Source organism: Nonomuraea sp. NPDC003727, from assembly GCF_053586935.1.
Genome location: NZ_JBSFNE010000014.1, coordinates 89,980 through 104,525 on the forward strand (window position 1 = coordinate 89,980; position 14,546 = coordinate 104,525).

General features: G+C 71.2%; 13 protein-coding genes. 5 read left to right on the top strand and 8 right to left on the bottom strand.

Going from position 1 to position 14,546, the window contains the following annotated elements; all coding sequences use genetic code 11:
- Positions 1–245 precede the first annotated feature (245 nt).
- The 3 genes from ACWDLG_RS32195 to ACWDLG_RS32205 are packed head-to-tail and all read right to left on the bottom strand — an operon-like array spanning position 246 to position 3,530.
- On the bottom strand, positions 246–1,826 hold the full coding sequence (locus tag ACWDLG_RS32195) for an alpha/beta hydrolase (RefSeq protein WP_449927294.1): 1,581 nt from the start codon (positions 1,824–1,826) through the stop codon (positions 246–248).
- The gene (locus ACWDLG_RS32200) at positions 1,823–2,596 is read right to left on the bottom strand and encodes an ABC transporter permease (RefSeq protein ID WP_449927297.1); all 774 of its coding nucleotides are present in this window, start codon (positions 2,594–2,596) and stop codon (positions 1,823–1,825) included. Before ACWDLG_RS32200 ends, ACWDLG_RS32195 begins: the two co-directional genes overlap by 4 nt.
- A gap of 13 nt (positions 2,597–2,609) precedes the next feature.
- Positions 2,610–3,530 carry an ABC transporter ATP-binding protein gene (locus ACWDLG_RS32205; protein WP_449927300.1) on the bottom strand — a complete coding sequence of 307 codons (921 nt, stop codon included), beginning with the start codon at positions 3,528–3,530 and terminating at the stop codon, positions 2,610–2,612.
- Positions 3,531–3,808: 278 nt separating this feature from the next.
- Here ACWDLG_RS32205 and ACWDLG_RS32210 point away from each other — a divergent pair, with 278 nt between their 5' ends.
- Complete coding sequence (locus tag ACWDLG_RS32210; protein ID WP_449927303.1) at positions 3,809–4,885, top strand: winged helix DNA-binding domain-containing protein; 1,077 nt, start codon at positions 3,809–3,811, stop codon at positions 4,883–4,885.
- Between the two features lie 54 nt (positions 4,886–4,939).
- Here the strand turns inward: ACWDLG_RS32210 and ACWDLG_RS32215 are convergent, their stop codons facing one another.
- Positions 4,940–5,656 carry a M50 family metallopeptidase gene (locus ACWDLG_RS32215; RefSeq protein WP_449927306.1) on the bottom strand — a complete coding sequence of 239 codons (717 nt, stop codon included), beginning with the start codon at positions 5,654–5,656 and terminating at the stop codon, positions 4,940–4,942.
- Positions 5,657–5,747: 91 nt separating this feature from the next.
- Here ACWDLG_RS32215 and ACWDLG_RS32220 point away from each other — a divergent pair, with 91 nt between their 5' ends.
- From ACWDLG_RS32220 to ACWDLG_RS32230, 3 genes are read left to right on the top strand one after another with little or no spacing between them, the layout of a single operon-like run.
- Positions 5,748–6,650, top strand: a complete 903-nt coding sequence (locus ACWDLG_RS32220; RefSeq protein WP_449927309.1) for an amidohydrolase family protein — start codon at positions 5,748–5,750, stop codon at positions 6,648–6,650.
- A gap of 14 nt (positions 6,651–6,664) precedes the next feature.
- Entirely contained in the window at positions 6,665–7,138 is a 474-nt protein-coding gene (locus tag ACWDLG_RS32225) for a nuclear transport factor 2 family protein (RefSeq protein WP_449927312.1), read from the top strand.
- A 10-nt stretch (positions 7,139–7,148) separates the two neighbouring features.
- A complete protein-coding gene (locus ACWDLG_RS32230; RefSeq protein ID WP_449927316.1) occupies positions 7,149–8,243 on the top strand; it encodes a magnesium and cobalt transport protein CorA in 1,095 nt (364 codons plus the stop codon).
- 81 nt (positions 8,244–8,324) lie between these two features.
- Here the strand turns inward: ACWDLG_RS32230 and ACWDLG_RS32235 are convergent, their stop codons facing one another.
- Positions 8,325–10,544, bottom strand: a complete 2,220-nt coding sequence (locus ACWDLG_RS32235) for a thiamine pyrophosphate-dependent enzyme (RefSeq protein ID WP_449927319.1) — start codon at positions 10,542–10,544, stop codon at positions 8,325–8,327.
- Between the two features lie 188 nt (positions 10,545–10,732).
- On the opposite strand from ACWDLG_RS32235, the gene ACWDLG_RS32240 reads away from it, so the two are divergent.
- The gene (locus ACWDLG_RS32240; protein ID WP_449927322.1) at positions 10,733–12,094 is read left to right on the top strand and encodes a hypothetical protein; all 1,362 of its coding nucleotides are present in this window, start codon (positions 10,733–10,735) and stop codon (positions 12,092–12,094) included.
- A gap of 77 nt (positions 12,095–12,171) precedes the next feature.
- On the opposite strand, the gene ACWDLG_RS32245 is transcribed toward ACWDLG_RS32240, so the two are convergent.
- The 3 genes from ACWDLG_RS32245 to ACWDLG_RS32255 are packed head-to-tail and all read right to left on the bottom strand — an operon-like array spanning position 12,172 to position 14,467.
- Entirely contained in the window at positions 12,172–13,047 is an 876-nt protein-coding gene (locus ACWDLG_RS32245; protein WP_354907354.1) for an ABC transporter permease, read from the bottom strand.
- Positions 13,044–14,009 (bottom strand): ATP-binding cassette domain-containing protein, encoded by a 966-nt coding sequence (locus tag ACWDLG_RS32250; RefSeq protein ID WP_354907352.1) that lies wholly within the window; start codon positions 14,007–14,009, stop codon positions 13,044–13,046. Before ACWDLG_RS32250 ends, ACWDLG_RS32245 begins: the two co-directional genes overlap by 4 nt.
- A complete protein-coding gene (locus ACWDLG_RS32255; protein ID WP_449927326.1) occupies positions 14,006–14,467 on the bottom strand; it encodes a PadR family transcriptional regulator in 462 nt (153 codons plus the stop codon). Before ACWDLG_RS32255 ends, ACWDLG_RS32250 begins: the two co-directional genes overlap by 4 nt.
- Between the last annotated feature and the right edge of the window lie 79 nt (positions 14,468–14,546).

Here is a 14,546-nt window from a genome sequence, read left to right on the forward strand (position 1 = left end):
GGGTCCTCAGGCCCGCGCAGGCCCGAGGAGCCCGAAGACCCTCCCGCGACAGACCCCGCCGCGACAGGTCCGGCCGCGGCAGGTCCCGCGACAGACCGTCCCGTGACAGGTCCCGCCACGGCAGGTCCCGCAGTCATGGACTCTGCCGCCGTCACGGACCTTGACGTCACGGACGCCGCCGTCACGGACGCCGCCGTCACGGACCCTGACGGCACGGGCCGCGCCGCGACCTCCGCGAACCCGTGTCACGTGCAGCGCTTGCCGTCCGCGGGCGGGCGGCCGTCGACGAGGTAGGCGTCGACAGCGTCGTTGACGCACGCGCTGCCGTCCTTGCCGTAGGCGCCGTGGCCGTCGCCGTCGTAGGTGAGCAGCACTCCCGAGGAAAGCTGACCGGCCAGCCCCCGCGCCCACCGGTACGGCGTGGCCGGATCCTTGATCACGCCCACCACCAGGATCGGCGCCGCTCCCCGGGCGGCGATCGCATGCGGTTTCCCGACCGCCTTGACCGGCCAGTACGCGCACTGCAGACCGGACCACGCCTTCTGCTCCCCGAAGATGGGCGCCACCTTCCTGATCGCCGGCAGCACCGCCTCCACCTGCGCGGTCGTCGCCAGGCCGGGCGGGCCGTCCAGGCAGAAGTTCGCCGTGGAGGCCTCCACGAGGTTGTTCTCGCCGGCCTCCCCGGACCCGCCCAGGTCGAGCAGAGCCGTGCCGTCGCCGCCCATAGCGTCCGCGAAGGCGGCCCGCATCGCGGGCCAGGACTTCTTGCTGTACAGGGCCATGCCGATGATGGCGACGGCCGTCCGCCTGTCGAGCCGGTCCGCGCCGGCTCCCGGCAGCGGGGTGCGGTCGAGTCGGTCGAGCAGCGCGACCAGGTTCCGCTTGGCCGCCTTCGGCTCGGTGCCGAACGGGCAGTCGGCGCGTCCGGCGCAGTCGGTGACGAAGGAGTCCAGGGCCAGCTCGTGGCCCATCGCCTGGGTGAGGGGCGCGCCCGAGGGCCACGCCCGAGGGTCGACGGCACTGTCCAGGACCAGCCGGCCGGTCCTGGACGGGAACAGGTCGGCGTAGACGGCACCGAGCAGGGTGCCGTAGGAGTAGCCCAGATAGTGCAGCCTGGTGTCGCCGAGCACGCCGCGCAGGATGTCCATGTCCCTGGCGACCTCGACGGTGGAGACGTGGCCCAGGAGCCTGCCGGAACCCGCCCGGCACCTGGCCGCGAACTCCTTGAAGGCCGTCACGTAGTCGCTCGCCGTGGGCTCGGCGGCGATCCGCGGGTTGCGCACGACCGGCGTGGCCATCGTGCCCGCCGTCTGCGCGGGGCAGCTGATCGCCGCGCTTGCGCCGACGCCGCGCGGGTCGAAGCCGACGACGTCGAACCGGGCGCGCAGCCGATCGGTGAGGACCGAGCCGGACTCCTGCGCGAAGGCCAGCCCGGAGGCGCCGGGACCGCCCGGGTTGAGCAGCAGCGAGCCGATCCGCCGGTGCTGGTCGGCCGCCCGCCTGCGGTTGACGGCCACGGTGATGGTGTCCCCGCCGGGATCGGCGTAGTCGAGCGGCACCCTGATGCGGCCGCACTCGAAGCCGTCCTCGCACGCCTTCCAGGAGATCCGCTGCTCGTAGAACGGGCGCAACGCCCCGGCGTCGGCGGGGACGGACGGCGGTCTGGCGTCGGTCTGCCCGCCGGCGGCGCAACCGGCGGCGAGCAGACCCAGCAGCACGCCCCCTGCACCGAGCAGGCGCAGGACGCGCGGGCCCAGCGGCACGCCCCCGGCGCCGGGCAGGCGCAGGACGCGCGGGCGCGAGGTCGCCGAGGGCGCCCTCGTCATGCGTCCCGCCGGTGCGTCAGGTGGATCGCGAGGGCGAACATCGCGGCGGCCCACGCGCAGCACAACCCGAACCGCAGCCACGGAAGCTCGGCGGTCATGTTGACGATCGCCGATCCGGCGGGGAAGGGCAGGAACTGGACCGCCGTCTCGCCGACGATCGGTGCCAGGCTGACGAACGCCGGCAGCAGGTAGGCCAGGCCGATGCCGGCGAGCACGCCGACCGCGGCATGGCGCACGATCGCGCCGACGGCCATCCCGAACAGGGCCAGCACGGCCAGGTAGGGGGCGAACCCGAACAGCGCCCGCAGCATCTCGGGTTCCAGGCCGCCGAGCGTCTCGCCCGTGGCGTACTGGATCGCGAACGAGGCCCACACCACGACCTGGGAAGCCACGGCGACCACGGCGGTGAGCACCAGCGCCTTGGCCAGCAGGAGCCGTCCCCACCGGGGGACGCTCATCAGCGAGACGCGGATGGTCCCCGTGCGGTACTCGCTGGTGGCCATGAGGACGCCCAGCATTAGGCTCATCAGTTCGGCGAACCCCATCCCCAGCTGGACCATGCTCACCGTCTCGCCCATGGTGACCGTCTCGGGGCCGTGCGGCGAGAGGGCGCCGGCCACGGCGACGATGACGCTGGTGCCGACGGCGAGCAGCGCGAAGACCGCGAGACACCAGCGGAAGGACCGGACGGAGCGGAACTTGGTCCACTCGGCCCGGACGATGGTGCGGAACCGGGGCTTCACCGGCGCCGGGAGTGTCAGTGTCGTCATGTCGTCCTGCTCCTCACGCCCGGGCCGGGGCCGGGCTCGCCTGGTAGTCGAGGCTCTGCCGGGTCAGCTTCATGAACACCGACTCCAGCGACTCCGTCCGGGTCCAGAGCTCGTGCAGCGCCGCCCCTGCCGCCAGGGCGAGGTCGCCGACGCGGGTCGAGGAGAGGCCGGTCACGGTGAGCGAGCCGTCCGGCTCCACGCTCACCCGCGCCCCCGCCTCCACCAGCACAGGGCCGAGCATCGACGCGTGCGGGGAGCGCAGGCGCACCGCCTCCAGCGAGTTGCCAGCGACGAAGTCCTTCATGGACGCGTCGGCGATGAGCCGTCCCCTGCCGATGACGACGACGTGATCGACCGTGTCCTGCATCTCGTTCATGAGGTGGCTGGAGACGAAGACGACCCGGCCCTGCGCGGCGAAGGACCGGATGAGCGTGCGGACCCACAGGATCCCCTCGGGGTCCAGGCCGTTCATCGGCTCGTCGAGCACCAGGACGCCGGGGTTGCCGAGCAGCGCGCCGGCGATGCCCAGGCGCTGCTTCATCCCGAGGGAGAAGCCGCCGACCCGCTTGCCGGCCACGCTTGACAGCCCCACCAGGCCGAGGACCTCGTCGACCCGGGAGCGGGGGAGGCCGTTGGTCTGCGCCATCCACAGCAGGTGGTTTGCCGCCGAACGGCCGGGATGGACGGCCTCGGCGTCCAGGAGCGCGCCGATCTCGCGCAGCGGGTGGCGCAGCTTGCGGTACGGCCGGCCGTTCACCGTGGCCGATCCGCTGGTCGGGCGGGCCAGGCCCATGATCATGCGCATGGTCGTCGACTTGCCCGAGCCGTTGGGCCCGAGAAAGCCGGTGACCTTTCCCGGCTCGACGGCGATGGACAGGTCGTCCACCGCCACGGTCGCGCGGAACCGTTTGGTGAGCCGCTGTGTCTGTATCATCTGATCTCTCCGAGGTGTGGCGCCGGTTGCCCGCGTGAGGCTCAGGACGCCGGGGTCTTCCGTGAAGGCGGCCGTGGTGATGCACCGCCGACCCCCAAGGGGGGCGTATATCGGACATAAAGTGACAAATCACACTTTCGGATTGGTTGCGTTTCACTTGACGTGACCGCCCACCCGCCGGCGGCTACCGGATGGCGCCAGGCCCGGTACCAGGGGGACATGGGCGTATGTCGCGGCGACGCGCGGCTTTGTCGGTGCCCGCCTCTAAGCTCTCGCCCGTGCCCGACGACCTGCGCAGCGCCCGCCTGTCCGCCCAGTTGCTGCACCGCCCGCCCGGCCTCGGCGCCGGTGAGATGGTCGGCCACCTGCTCGCCGTCCAGGCGCAGGACGTCCCCTCGGCGTTGCTGGCCTTCCGCGCCCGATCCGCCACGGTCACCGTCGAGGAGGTCGAGGCCGCCTGGCAGGCGCGCGAGATCGTCAGGGTGTGGGGGCCGCGCGGCACTCTCCACTTCGTCCACCGCGACGACCTGCCGTGGCTGCTGGCCCTGACCCGCAACGACACCGGCACCCTGCGCAGGCTGGCCCAGGAGGGGGTGGCGGGCGACGACCTGCTCGCCCTGATCGACCGCGCCCTCGCGGGGCAGGGCCCGCTCACCAAGGCCGAGCTCGAGGACAGGCTCGCCGGCCGGGCCACCGGGCAGGGCGTCGTCCACCTGGTGGCGCTGGCCGCCTTCCACGGCCTGGCCGTCCTCGGGCCGCTCCGCCGTGGCAAACCCACCTACGTGCACACGGCCGACTGGTTCGGCGCGCCCCTCGCCTTCGAGCCCGACCGCGACACGGCGCTGGCCGAGCTGGCCCGGCGCTACCTGCGCGCGCACGCCCCCGCCACGCCCGACGACCTCGCCGCCTGGTCGGGCCTGCCACTCGGGACGGCCCGCGCCGCCTTCGGCCTGGTCGCCGCCTCCCTCGAGGACGCCCCGCGCGGTGGCGCCCGCCTGCGGACGGTCCCCGCCGCCGCCCGTCCAGGCTCAGCGCCCTGCCCCGCCTGCCCGCGCCCAGGGCCGGGCGGGCAGGAGGGCGCCCCTGCGGTACGGCTGGCGCCCGCCTTCGACGAGTACCTCCTCGGCTGGGCCGACCGCACGCTGATCCTGGACGAGCGGCACCGGCGCGCGGTGTTCCCCGGGGGTGGCATCCTGCGCCCGGTCATGCTGGCCGACGGCGTCATCGAGGGCACCTGGTCGCGCAAGGGCGAGCAAGTCACGCTCGCCCCCTTCGAGCAGCCGGAGGCGGCGGCCCGGTGGGCGGCGGAGGCGGCCGACGTCCGGGCCTTCCTCAGCGGCTCACCGCGCCCCTGACGGGCGGCGGCTTCGACCAGGCGAGCAGCGGTCAGCCGCTGTGGGGCCTCTCGGTCACCACCAGGCGAGCTCGGTGACGGGGATCATGAGCCACGCCCCGCCCGCCACGGAGGCGGCGCCCACCAGCAGGAAGAACAGCACGTAGAAGCCGCCGGGCAGGAACGTCAGCCGGGCCAGCTGGTCGGCGTCGGAGTCGGGCGCCTGCCCTCTGCGCCGCTTGTGCTGCAGCTCGAGGATCGGCCGGACCCCGCCGAACAGCAGGAACCACACCGCGACGTGCGCCACGACCATCTGGATGTCGTCCGGCGCGTACATCGACAGGGCGAACACCGCGCCGCCGGTGACCAGCAGGATCAGCGCGCCGTACAGGTTGCGGATCAGCAGCAGCATGCAGACGAGGAAGCCGAGCACGCTCCACACCAGCAGCGTGACCCGGCCCTCGGCGGTCAGCCACGCGCCGGCCAGGCCCAGCAGGGAGGGGGCGAGGTAGCCCGCGAGCGCGGTGAAGATCATGCCGGGGCCCGTCGGCCTGCCCCGGGTGAGGGTGACGCCCGAGGTGTCGGAGTGCAGGCGGATGCCCTGGAGCCGGCGGCGGCTCAGCAACGCCACCAGCGCGTGGCCGCCCTCGTGGGCGATCGTGACGAGGCCGCGTGAAAGGTGCCACGAGGGGCGGTAGGCGACGATCGCGAAGGCGGCCAGGGCCGAGAGCGCCACGACCCACAGCTCGGGTGGCGGCTGTGCCTCGACCAGGTGGGCCCATAGCTTGTCCATCAAGCCAGACCCTATCCGGTCGGCCCTCTTCCTGTTGATCGGATGCTCACTCGACCTGACAGGGCCGTCCGGCCGGCGAAGGGGGGCGGAGGTGACCAGGGGTAAGGTCGCCGATGTGGCGATAGAAGAAGATTCTGCCGTTCCGGCCTGGTGGCAGGCGCTCGGCCTGCCCGGTCTCATCGACCTGCACGTCCACTTCCTGCCCGAGCGGATGGAACGCCGCGTCTGGCATCACTTCGACCACGGCGGCCCCCTCATGGGCGACGGCTGGCAGATCCGCTACCGGCAGCCGGTCGGCGAGCGCGTGGACCTGCTGACCGCGATGGGGGTGCGGGCCTTCCCCGCCCTCGCCTACGCGCACCGGCCCGCCATGGCCGCCGACCTCAACGCCTGGACACTGGACTTCGCCCGCAAGGTCCCCGCGTGCCTGCCGTCGGCCACCTTCTTCCCCGAGCCCGGCGTCCTGGGCTACGTCCGGCAGGCGCTCGACGACGGCGCCGCGATCTTCAAGATCCATCTCCAGGTCGGCGCCTTCGACCCCCGCCTGCCCGAACTGGACCCCGTCTGGGGGCTGCTGGCCGAGGCCGGCGTCCCCGTCGTCGTGCACGCCAGCTCCGTGCCCGTCGCCGGCGGCTGCGTCGGCGTCGAGCCCGTCGCCGGCGTGCTGCGCCGCCACCCGCGCCTGCGCATGGTCATCGCCCATCTCGGCATGCCTGAGTACGAGGACTTCTTCGCGCTGGCCGAACGCCACGAGCGCGTCGCGCTCGACACCACCATGGCGTTCACGGACTTCGCCGCCCGGCCGGCGCCGTTCCCCGACGCGCTCCGGCCGCGCCTGCGTGAACTGGGTCTTGCGGGGAAGGTGCTGCTCGGCAGCGATTTCCCCACCATTCCGTACGCCTACGCCCACCAGCTCGACGGCCTGGACAGACTCGGTCTGGGCGATGACTGGCTGCGCGCGGTCTGCTGGGAGAATGCGAAACGCATGATCTAAACAGAGGGGACATCATGGACGATCGGCACGTGGCCTTGCTCACCACGTTCTTCGCGGCGCTCAGCAAGGGCGACACCGGCACCATGGAGCGCTGCTACCACCCCGACGTCAGTTTCGGCGACCCCCTCTTCCAGGAGCTGCAGGGCCGCGACCGGGTGATGGCCAGGTGGCGGCTGCTGCTTGCCACGGGAAGCGGCATGGTGGTCACCTACCGCGACCTCGCCGCCTCCTCCTCCGCGGGTAGCGCCCACTGGATCGCCCGCTATACCTTGACCACCACGGGCCGCGAGGTCGTCAACGAGGTGAAGGCCTTCTTCCGCTTCGAGGACGGCCTGATCGTCCGCCACCATGACGACTTCGACTTCCGCCACTGGTCCAAGATGGCGCTCGGCAGGCCGGCGGGGCCGCTGCTCGGCTGGACGCCCGTGTTCCGCAAGACCATCCGCGATCACGCCCACCAGGCTCTCAACGAGTTCCAGCTGTCCTAGGAGGTCCGGTATGGCACGGATGAGGAGCTTCCTGCGCAGCGGTGTCCGCGAGCCCGCCCCCGAGCACTCGATGGACCCGCGCTCCGGCGAGGCTTCGCCGTACCGGCCGACCGTGATCGACAACGCCCTCTACCTCGACGGGCACCGCATCGGCACCCCCGCCTCGCTCGCCGACGCCTTCGACAGCCTGAAGAAGACCCCCGGCAGCATGGCGTGGATCGGCCTCTACCGGCCGAAGGACTGGGAGCTGGCCAAGCTCGCCGAGGAGTTCGGCCTGCACGAGCTGGCCCTCGAGGACGCCATCGTCGGCCATCAGCGTCCGAAGGCCGACCGCTACGGCGAGATGCTCTTCGTGGTGCTGCGCGCCGCCACCTACCTCGACGACGTCGAGGAGGTCGCCTTCGGCGAGGTGCACGTCTTCGTCGGCAGCAACTTCGTGATCACCGTACGGCACGCCGAGTCGCCCGACCTGGCCGCCGTGCGCCGCCGCATGGAGTCCGACCCCGAGCTGCTGCGCCAGGGCCCCCAGGCGGTGCTCTACGCGATCCTCGACGCCGTGGTCGACGGCTGCGCCCCCGTCGTGGCCGGGCTGCAGAAGGACATCGAGGAGATCGAGGTGCAGGTCTTCGGCGGCGACCCCTCGGTCTCCCGCCGGGTCTACGAGCTGTCCGGCGAGGTCATCGAGTTCCAGCGGGCGACCAGGCCGCTGCTGCCCATGATCGACGGGTTCATCGCGGGGGCGCCGAAGTACGGGGTCAACGAGGAACTGCAGAGCTACCTGCGCGACGTGGCCGACCACGCGATCACCGTCTCGGAGCGGGTGGCCGGATTCCGCCAGCTCCTGCAGAACATCCTGGTGATCAACTCGACGCTGGTGGCGCAGGAGCAGACCAGAGCGAGCTACGCGCAGAGCGAGGAGGTCAAGAAGATCTCCGCCTGGGCGGCCATCCTGTTCGCGCCGACCCTGGTCGGCACGATCTACGGCATGAACTTCGACCACATGCCGGAGACGCACTGGGCGGTCGGCTATCCGTTCGCGCTGGTGCTGATGGCGGCGGTGTGCCTGGTCCTCTACCTGGTCTTCAAACGCCGCGACTGGCTGTGACCGGCGAGCCTCACCCTGTCGGCATGCCGCGGAGCCCGGGGGTACGGCCCGCGCGGGCCGCCTGCCGTACCCCCGGCACGCTCAGCTGAGCAGCTTCCTGGCCGCCTGCTCGATCTCCACCTCCGACAGCAGTACGTGGTTGGCGGCCTCGCCCAGCGGGATGAAGCTGTCGGCCGAGGTCACCCGGGCGATCTGGCCGGTGAATCCCGCGTCGAGCATCTCGGTGACGATGCCCTCGGAGACGCCGCCGGTGCGCCTGCACTCGTCGGCGATCAGCACCTTGCCGGTCAGCTCCGCCGCCCGCATCAGGTCCTCGACGGGCAGCGGCGCCAGCCAGCGCAGGTCGAGCACCCGGCAGCTCACGCCGTCCTGGGTGAGCCTGACCGCGGCCCGCAGGCTCATCCGCACGCCGTTGCCGTACGTCACGATCGTCAGGTCGCGGCCGTCGCCGTAGCCGCGCGCCCGCCCGATCGGCACGTGCGTCTCGGCCCACCGGGACGGCGGCGCGTACGGCGCGAGCCACCCGTTGTCGCCCTCGTCGAACAGGTCGCGCGTGTTGTACAGCGCGATCGGCTCCAGGAACACGCACACCGAGCCCTCGGTGCGCGCGGCGGCCAGGCAGGTGCGCAGCATCGCCGAGGCGTCGTCCGGCCTGGACGGCGAGGCGATGACCACCCCGGGGATGTCGCGCAGCGCCGCGATGGAGTTGTCGTTGTGGAAGTGGCCGCCGAACCCCTTCTGGTAGGCGTATCCGGCCACCCGCACCACCATCGGGTTGCGGTAGGCGCCGCGAGAGAAGAACGACAGCGTCGCCGCCTCGCCGCGGATCTGGTCGAGGGCGTTGTGCAGGTAGGCGAGGTACTGGATCTCGGGCACCGGCAGCAGCTTCGACACGCCCGAGCCGAGCGCGAGGCCGAGGATGGCCTGCTCGTCCAGCAGCGTGTCGAAGACCCTGGCGGCGCCGAAGCGCTTCTGCAGGCCGCGCGTCACGCCGTAGACGCCGCCCTTCTTGGCGACGTCCTCGCCGAAGACCATCATCTCGGGATAGACGGCCAGCGCGTCGGCCAGCGTGCGGTTGATCGCCTGGGACAGCGTGAGCGGCTTGTCCTTCTCCGGAAGCTGGCCGGCGAAGGCCTTCTCCCTGACCGAGGGCTCGGCGGCGACCGGGCTGATCTTGGCGATCAGTTCGGACCGGCGGGGTGCCAGCGGTTCGACGATCTGGCGGGCGGAGGTGAGCTTGGCGGTGCGGGTGGTCTCCAGCGCCGTCCGCAGCACGTGCTCGCGCTCGGACTCGTAGCGCTTGATCAGCTCCTCGGGCGTGGCCAGCCCCGCCTCGACCAGCAGCGCCGCGGTGCGCAACAGCGGGTCGCGCTCGTGGTCGGCGCGGATCTCGCGCTGGGTCCGGTAGGAGGACTCCACGTCGGAACCGGCGTGGCCCATCAGCCGCACGGTGCTCAGGTGCAGGAAGGCGGGCGAGCGGGTCGAACGGACGTGGTCGGCCGCGCGGACGGCGGCGTCGTAGGTCTCGGCCAGGTCGCAGCCGTCGGCCTGGAAGTACTCGATGCCGGGACGGCGGGCGGCCGTCTCCACCCATCCCCTGGGTGTGCGGACCGAGATGCCCAGGCCGTTGTCCTCGCAGACGAACAGGATCGGCAGCGGCTGGCCCTGGTAGGTGGCGTAGGCGGCGGTGTTGAACCCCGACAGCGCGCTGGCGTGGTTGGTGGAGGCGTCGCCGAAGCTGCAGATCGTGATCGCGTCGGCGGGCCAGGCCGTCTCGAGGCCGATCGCCTTGGCCCGCTCGATGGCCAGCGCGACGCCGACCGAGCGCGGCAGATGGCTGGCGATCGTGGAGGTCTGCGGGATGACCGCGAGGTCGGGGTGGCCGAAGACCTTGTGCCGGCCGCCGGCGATGGGCTCCTCGGCCGAGGCGGTCAGCCCCAGCAGCACGTCGCGCAGCCCCTGCTCGGGCAGGCGTCCCGCCATGACCGACCGGGTCAGGTAGAAGGCGCCGGAGCGGTAGTGGAGCAGGGCGGGGTCGGTGGTCCTGACGGCCGCGGCCACGGCGGCGTTGCCCTCGTGCCCGGCCGATCCGATGGTGTAGAAGCCCTCGTTCTGCGCCCGCAACCATCTGGCCGCCACGTCGAGGAGCCTGCTGCCCAGCTGCCGGTCGAACAGCTCACGGCAGCGTTGGCCGGTCAGGGTGGTGCCGTCTCTGACGGGTTGGGCCGGATCTCGGCGAGCGCCCGCCTTGAGCGTCGCAACCGCTTCGGTGAAATGAGTCTCAACAGTGTCGCGCGCCACAAGCCCGATTATGTCCCGCGCATGGGGTCTTCGTCTGCCCGAACGCGAGGACCAGGTTCTTGTCTGACTGATCTGAATGACAGTTTGTCAACATCTCAAACGCTTTGCCTGTCCAAAACGTCTACTTTACGTACGACGTGGCACCCTCATGCCGCGTTCAACCACGGGTAAAGGAATGGAGTGCCCGAATGTTGCAACGCTTCCGAGCGGCCGCCGTGGCGCTGGCGGTGGGAGCAGGGGCCCTGGCCCTGACGTCCCCCGCGACCGCGGCGGCGGCACCGAGCATCTCGAAGGTGGACGTCTCGCCTTCACCCGTCGTCGTGACCGGGGACCAGCAGGTCACCGCGACGTTCTCGTTCACCACCAAGGGCGCGGGCAAGGCCGAGCTGCAGCTCAAGCCCCCTGGCGACGTGAGCGTCGGCTCACCGGTCGACCTGACCGCCTCGCCGCACGGCGAGTGGACCAGGTGGACGGGCAAGAAGACCTTCGACGCCAAGAGCGAGGGCCGGTGGAGCTTCCTGGCGATCGCCCACGACGGGCAGGGCGGGGAGAAGTCCACTGACGGCACGTTCGGCGTCGAGGTCAGAAAGACGGCCTCGGACACCAGGCTCGTCGACTTCGGCGCGCACCCCGACCTGGTCGCCAAGGGCGAGCGCATCTCCGTCTCCGGCCGGCTGCAGGTCGAGCGCGGCGGCTGGCAGGGTTACGGCGGGCAGCGCGTCACCATCACCTTCCGCGAGAAGGGCACCGACGCCTACCGGCACGTCACCACGGTCGACACCGGTCGCGGCGGCTGGTTCGCCACCAAGGTGACGGCCGAGGCCACCGGCTGGTGGCGGGCCGAGTTCGGCGGCCACGCGAGCGCCAAGAGCTCGGTCAGCGACACCGACAGGGTCGACGTCAGGGCCGGCTCCCGCGACAGCAGGATCGTCGGCTTCGACGCCCGCCCCGAGCCGGTCGACAAGGGCGACAGGCTCGTCTTCACCGGAGCCCTGCAGGCCGAGGGGTCGCGCGGCTGGTACGGGCTGCCCGGCCAGCACGTGGTCATCCTGTTCAAGGCCGACGGCTCCAGGCGCTGGGAGCGGGTGACCGCTGACCGGACCGGCCGCGACGGCCGCTTCTGGGCCGACGCCACCGCGCAGGCCTCCGGCTGGTGGCGCGCGGTGTACGAGGGCACGCGGGGCGTGGACGGCTCCAGCAGCGCCGGCGACTGGGTGAGGGTGGCCGAGCCGCCCCCGCCGGCGAAGGACAGGAGCAAGCTGGTCGCGTTCAACGCCTACCCCGAGCCGGTCACGTACGGCAAGTACCTGCGGTTCAGGGGCGCGCTCCTGGTCGACGGCGGTGGCTACGAGGCCAAGGTCGCGCTGTACTTCCTGCCCAAGGGCTCGAGCAAGTGGCAGTACGTCAAGACCACCCGCTCGACCGGCAGCGGAAAGCTGTACACCAAGGTGAAGGCCTACAGGTCGGGCTACTGGAAGTTCGTCTTCAGCGGCGACTCCGACACCTACGGCTCGCAGAGCGGTAGGGACTACGTCCGCGTCAAGAGGTAGGCGACGGCGGAACGGGGCCCGGTCTCCTGACCGGGCCCCGTTCCATGCCGTGGTCCCGCCGGCCGGTGGCCGCCCGGCTACTCGGCCTTCCTGAACTGGGCGACCGCCAGCCCGAGCAGGGTCAGTCCGATCAGCGCGATCAGGCCCAGCTCCACGGGCACCGGCACCTGCCAGTCGAACCACCGCACGCCTGGGTTGAGCACCGCCTGCGCCTGCGCGGGCACGGACAGGTGGGAGAAGACCGCCTGCCGCATCGGGTCGACCGCGTAGGTGAGCGGGTTGACGGTGGTCAGCACGTGCAGCCACGACGGCAGGTTCGCCAGCGGGAACATCGCGCCCGACAGGAACATCATCGGCATGATCGCCATCTGCATCAGCCCGAAGAAGGTCTGCATGTTGCGCATGCGGGCCGCCAGCGTCACCCCGAAGGCGGTGATGGTGAACGCGGCGAGGAACATCTCCGCCAGCAGCGTCACCATCAGCCCCGGCGAGTACGGCACGCCCACCAGGCCGGCCATCGCCAGGATGACGACACCCTGACCGACGGCCACCACCGCGCCGCCCAGGCACTTGCCCACGACGATCGAGCCGCGCGAGACCGGGGCCACCAGCATCTCCCTGAGGAAGCCGAACTCCCTGTCCCACACGATCGACCCGGCGGAGAACATCGCGGTCATGATGACCGTCATCGAGATCATGCCGGGGTACATGAACGTGCGGTAGTCGACGCCGGGGATCGAGCCGCGCACCAGCGTGCCGAGGCCGGTGCCCATCACGAACAGCCACAGCACCGGCTGGATGAGCATCGACAGCATGCGGGTGCGGTCGTTGACGAAGCGCAGCATCTCGCGGTGCAGCACCACCTTGATCGCGCGCAGGTCGTGCGCCAGGCCGCGCGCGGGCATCCGCACGCTCACCACGTCGTCGCGGGTGGAGGGGTCGGTCGTCGTCATCGTCTCACCATCGCCTTCATCCACTCGTTGCCGGTGCCGGACTCGGCGTCCCTGATCGTCGAGCCGGTGTAGGACATGAACACGTCGTCGAGCGAGGGCCGCGACACGCTCACCGCCCTGATCGGCAGGCCGAGCTCGGCGAACAGCCGCGGCACGAACTCCTCGCCGGAGGCCACCGCGAACGTCACCGCGCCCTCGTGGACGGCCGCCTCGATGCCGAACCTCTCGCTGAGCGCGGTGATCGCCGTGTCGTCGTCGCCGGTGTGGATCTGCACCCTGTCCTTGCCGACACTGGCCTTCAGCGCCTCGGGGGAGTCGATGACGACGATCTCGCCGTGGTCGATGATGGCGATCCGGTCGCAGTACTCGGCCTCGTCCATGTAGTGCGTCGTCATGAAGATCGTGATGTCCTCCCTGTGACGCAGCTTGTTGATGTAGCCCCAGATGGCGGCCCGGGTCTGCGGGTCGAGGCCGACGGTCGGCTCGTCGAGGAAGAGCACGCGCGGCGAGTGCAGCAGGCCGCGGGCGATCTCCAGCCGGCGCTTCATGCCGCCGGAGAAGGTCATCACCTTGGCGTCCTTGCGGTCCCACAGCGCCACCATCTCCATGACCTGCTGGATGCGCCCGGCCACCAGCGGCTTGGGCACGCCGTACAGCTCGGCGTGGAAGCGGAGGTTCTGCTCGGCGGTCAGGTAGCCGTCCAGGGTGGGGTCCTGGAAGACCAGGCCGATGTTCTGGCGGACCTGGTCGCGCTCGCGCACCACGTCGTGGCCCGCCACCGTGGCGCTGCCGCCTGTCGGATTGACCAGCGTGCACAGCATGCTGATCGTGGTGGTCTTGCCGGCGCCGTTGGGGCCGAGGAAGCCGAACACCTCCCCGGACCGCACCTCGAAGTCGATGCCCTTGACGGCCTCGACCTTGCCGTAGGTCTTGGTCAGGTCTTTCACCGTGACCGCGCTCATTCGCCCTCCGCCAGAATCTTGAAGATCGACTTGCGGGTCTGCCGGAGCAACTGCGAGGCCGCGGCGACCTGGCGGTCGTCGGCGGTCTGCGCCAGGTGCCCGAACGCCTCGCTGACCTGCGCCCACAGCAGCCGCAGCTGTTGCCGGTCCTCGGGCACGGAGCCCGCCACCTGCTCCCACGGCGCGAGCGTCGCCTCCCGCTCGCGCAGATGCCTGCGCCCCTGCTCGGTGAGCCGGTAGGTACGGCTGCCGCCCGCGTCCTCGCCGGCCAGTAGCCCCTCGTCCTCCAGTTGCTGGAGCGCGGGGTAGACCGAGCCGGGGCTCGGCCGCCACACGCCCCTGCTGCGCTGCTCGATGTCCTGGATCATCTGGTAGCCGTTCTTGGGCTCCTCGCCCAGCAGGCTGAGCAGGGCGGCGCGCACGTCGCCCTTGCGCACCCTCGGTGCGAAATCCGGCATGGTCGCACTCCAACTATCGAGATACCTAAACGATATATCTAGATATTTGGCGCAACAAGCGGTTTTCTAGAAAGGGAAG

Excerpts from the sequence above, each read along its gene's own strand:
- ACWDLG_RS32195 (WP_449927294.1), bottom strand. The coding sequence starts at position 1,826 with ATGACGAGGGCGCCCTCGGCGACCTCGCGCCCGCGCGTCCTGCGCCTG.
- ACWDLG_RS32200 (WP_449927297.1), bottom strand. The coding sequence starts at position 2,596 with ATGACGACACTGACACTCCCGGCGCCGGTGAAGCCCCGGTTCCGCACC.
- ACWDLG_RS32205 (WP_449927300.1), bottom strand. The coding sequence starts at position 3,530 with ATGATACAGACACAGCGGCTCACCAAACGGTTCCGCGCGACCGTGGCG.
- ACWDLG_RS32215 (WP_449927306.1), bottom strand. The coding sequence starts at position 5,656 with ATGGACAAGCTATGGGCCCACCTGGTCGAGGCACAGCCGCCACCCGAG.
- ACWDLG_RS32225 (WP_449927312.1), top strand. The coding sequence starts at position 6,665 with ATGGACGATCGGCACGTGGCCTTGCTCACCACGTTCTTCGCGGCGCTC.
- ACWDLG_RS32230 (WP_449927316.1), top strand. The coding sequence starts at position 7,149 with ATGGCACGGATGAGGAGCTTCCTGCGCAGCGGTGTCCGCGAGCCCGCC.
- ACWDLG_RS32240 (WP_449927322.1), top strand. The coding sequence starts at position 10,733 with ATGTTGCAACGCTTCCGAGCGGCCGCCGTGGCGCTGGCGGTGGGAGCA.
- ACWDLG_RS32245 (WP_354907354.1), bottom strand. The coding sequence starts at position 13,047 with ATGACGACGACCGACCCCTCCACCCGCGACGACGTGGTGAGCGTGCGG.
- ACWDLG_RS32250 (WP_354907352.1), bottom strand. The coding sequence starts at position 14,009 with ATGAGCGCGGTCACGGTGAAAGACCTGACCAAGACCTACGGCAAGGTC.
- ACWDLG_RS32255 (WP_449927326.1), bottom strand. The coding sequence starts at position 14,467 with ATGCCGGATTTCGCACCGAGGGTGCGCAAGGGCGACGTGCGCGCCGCC.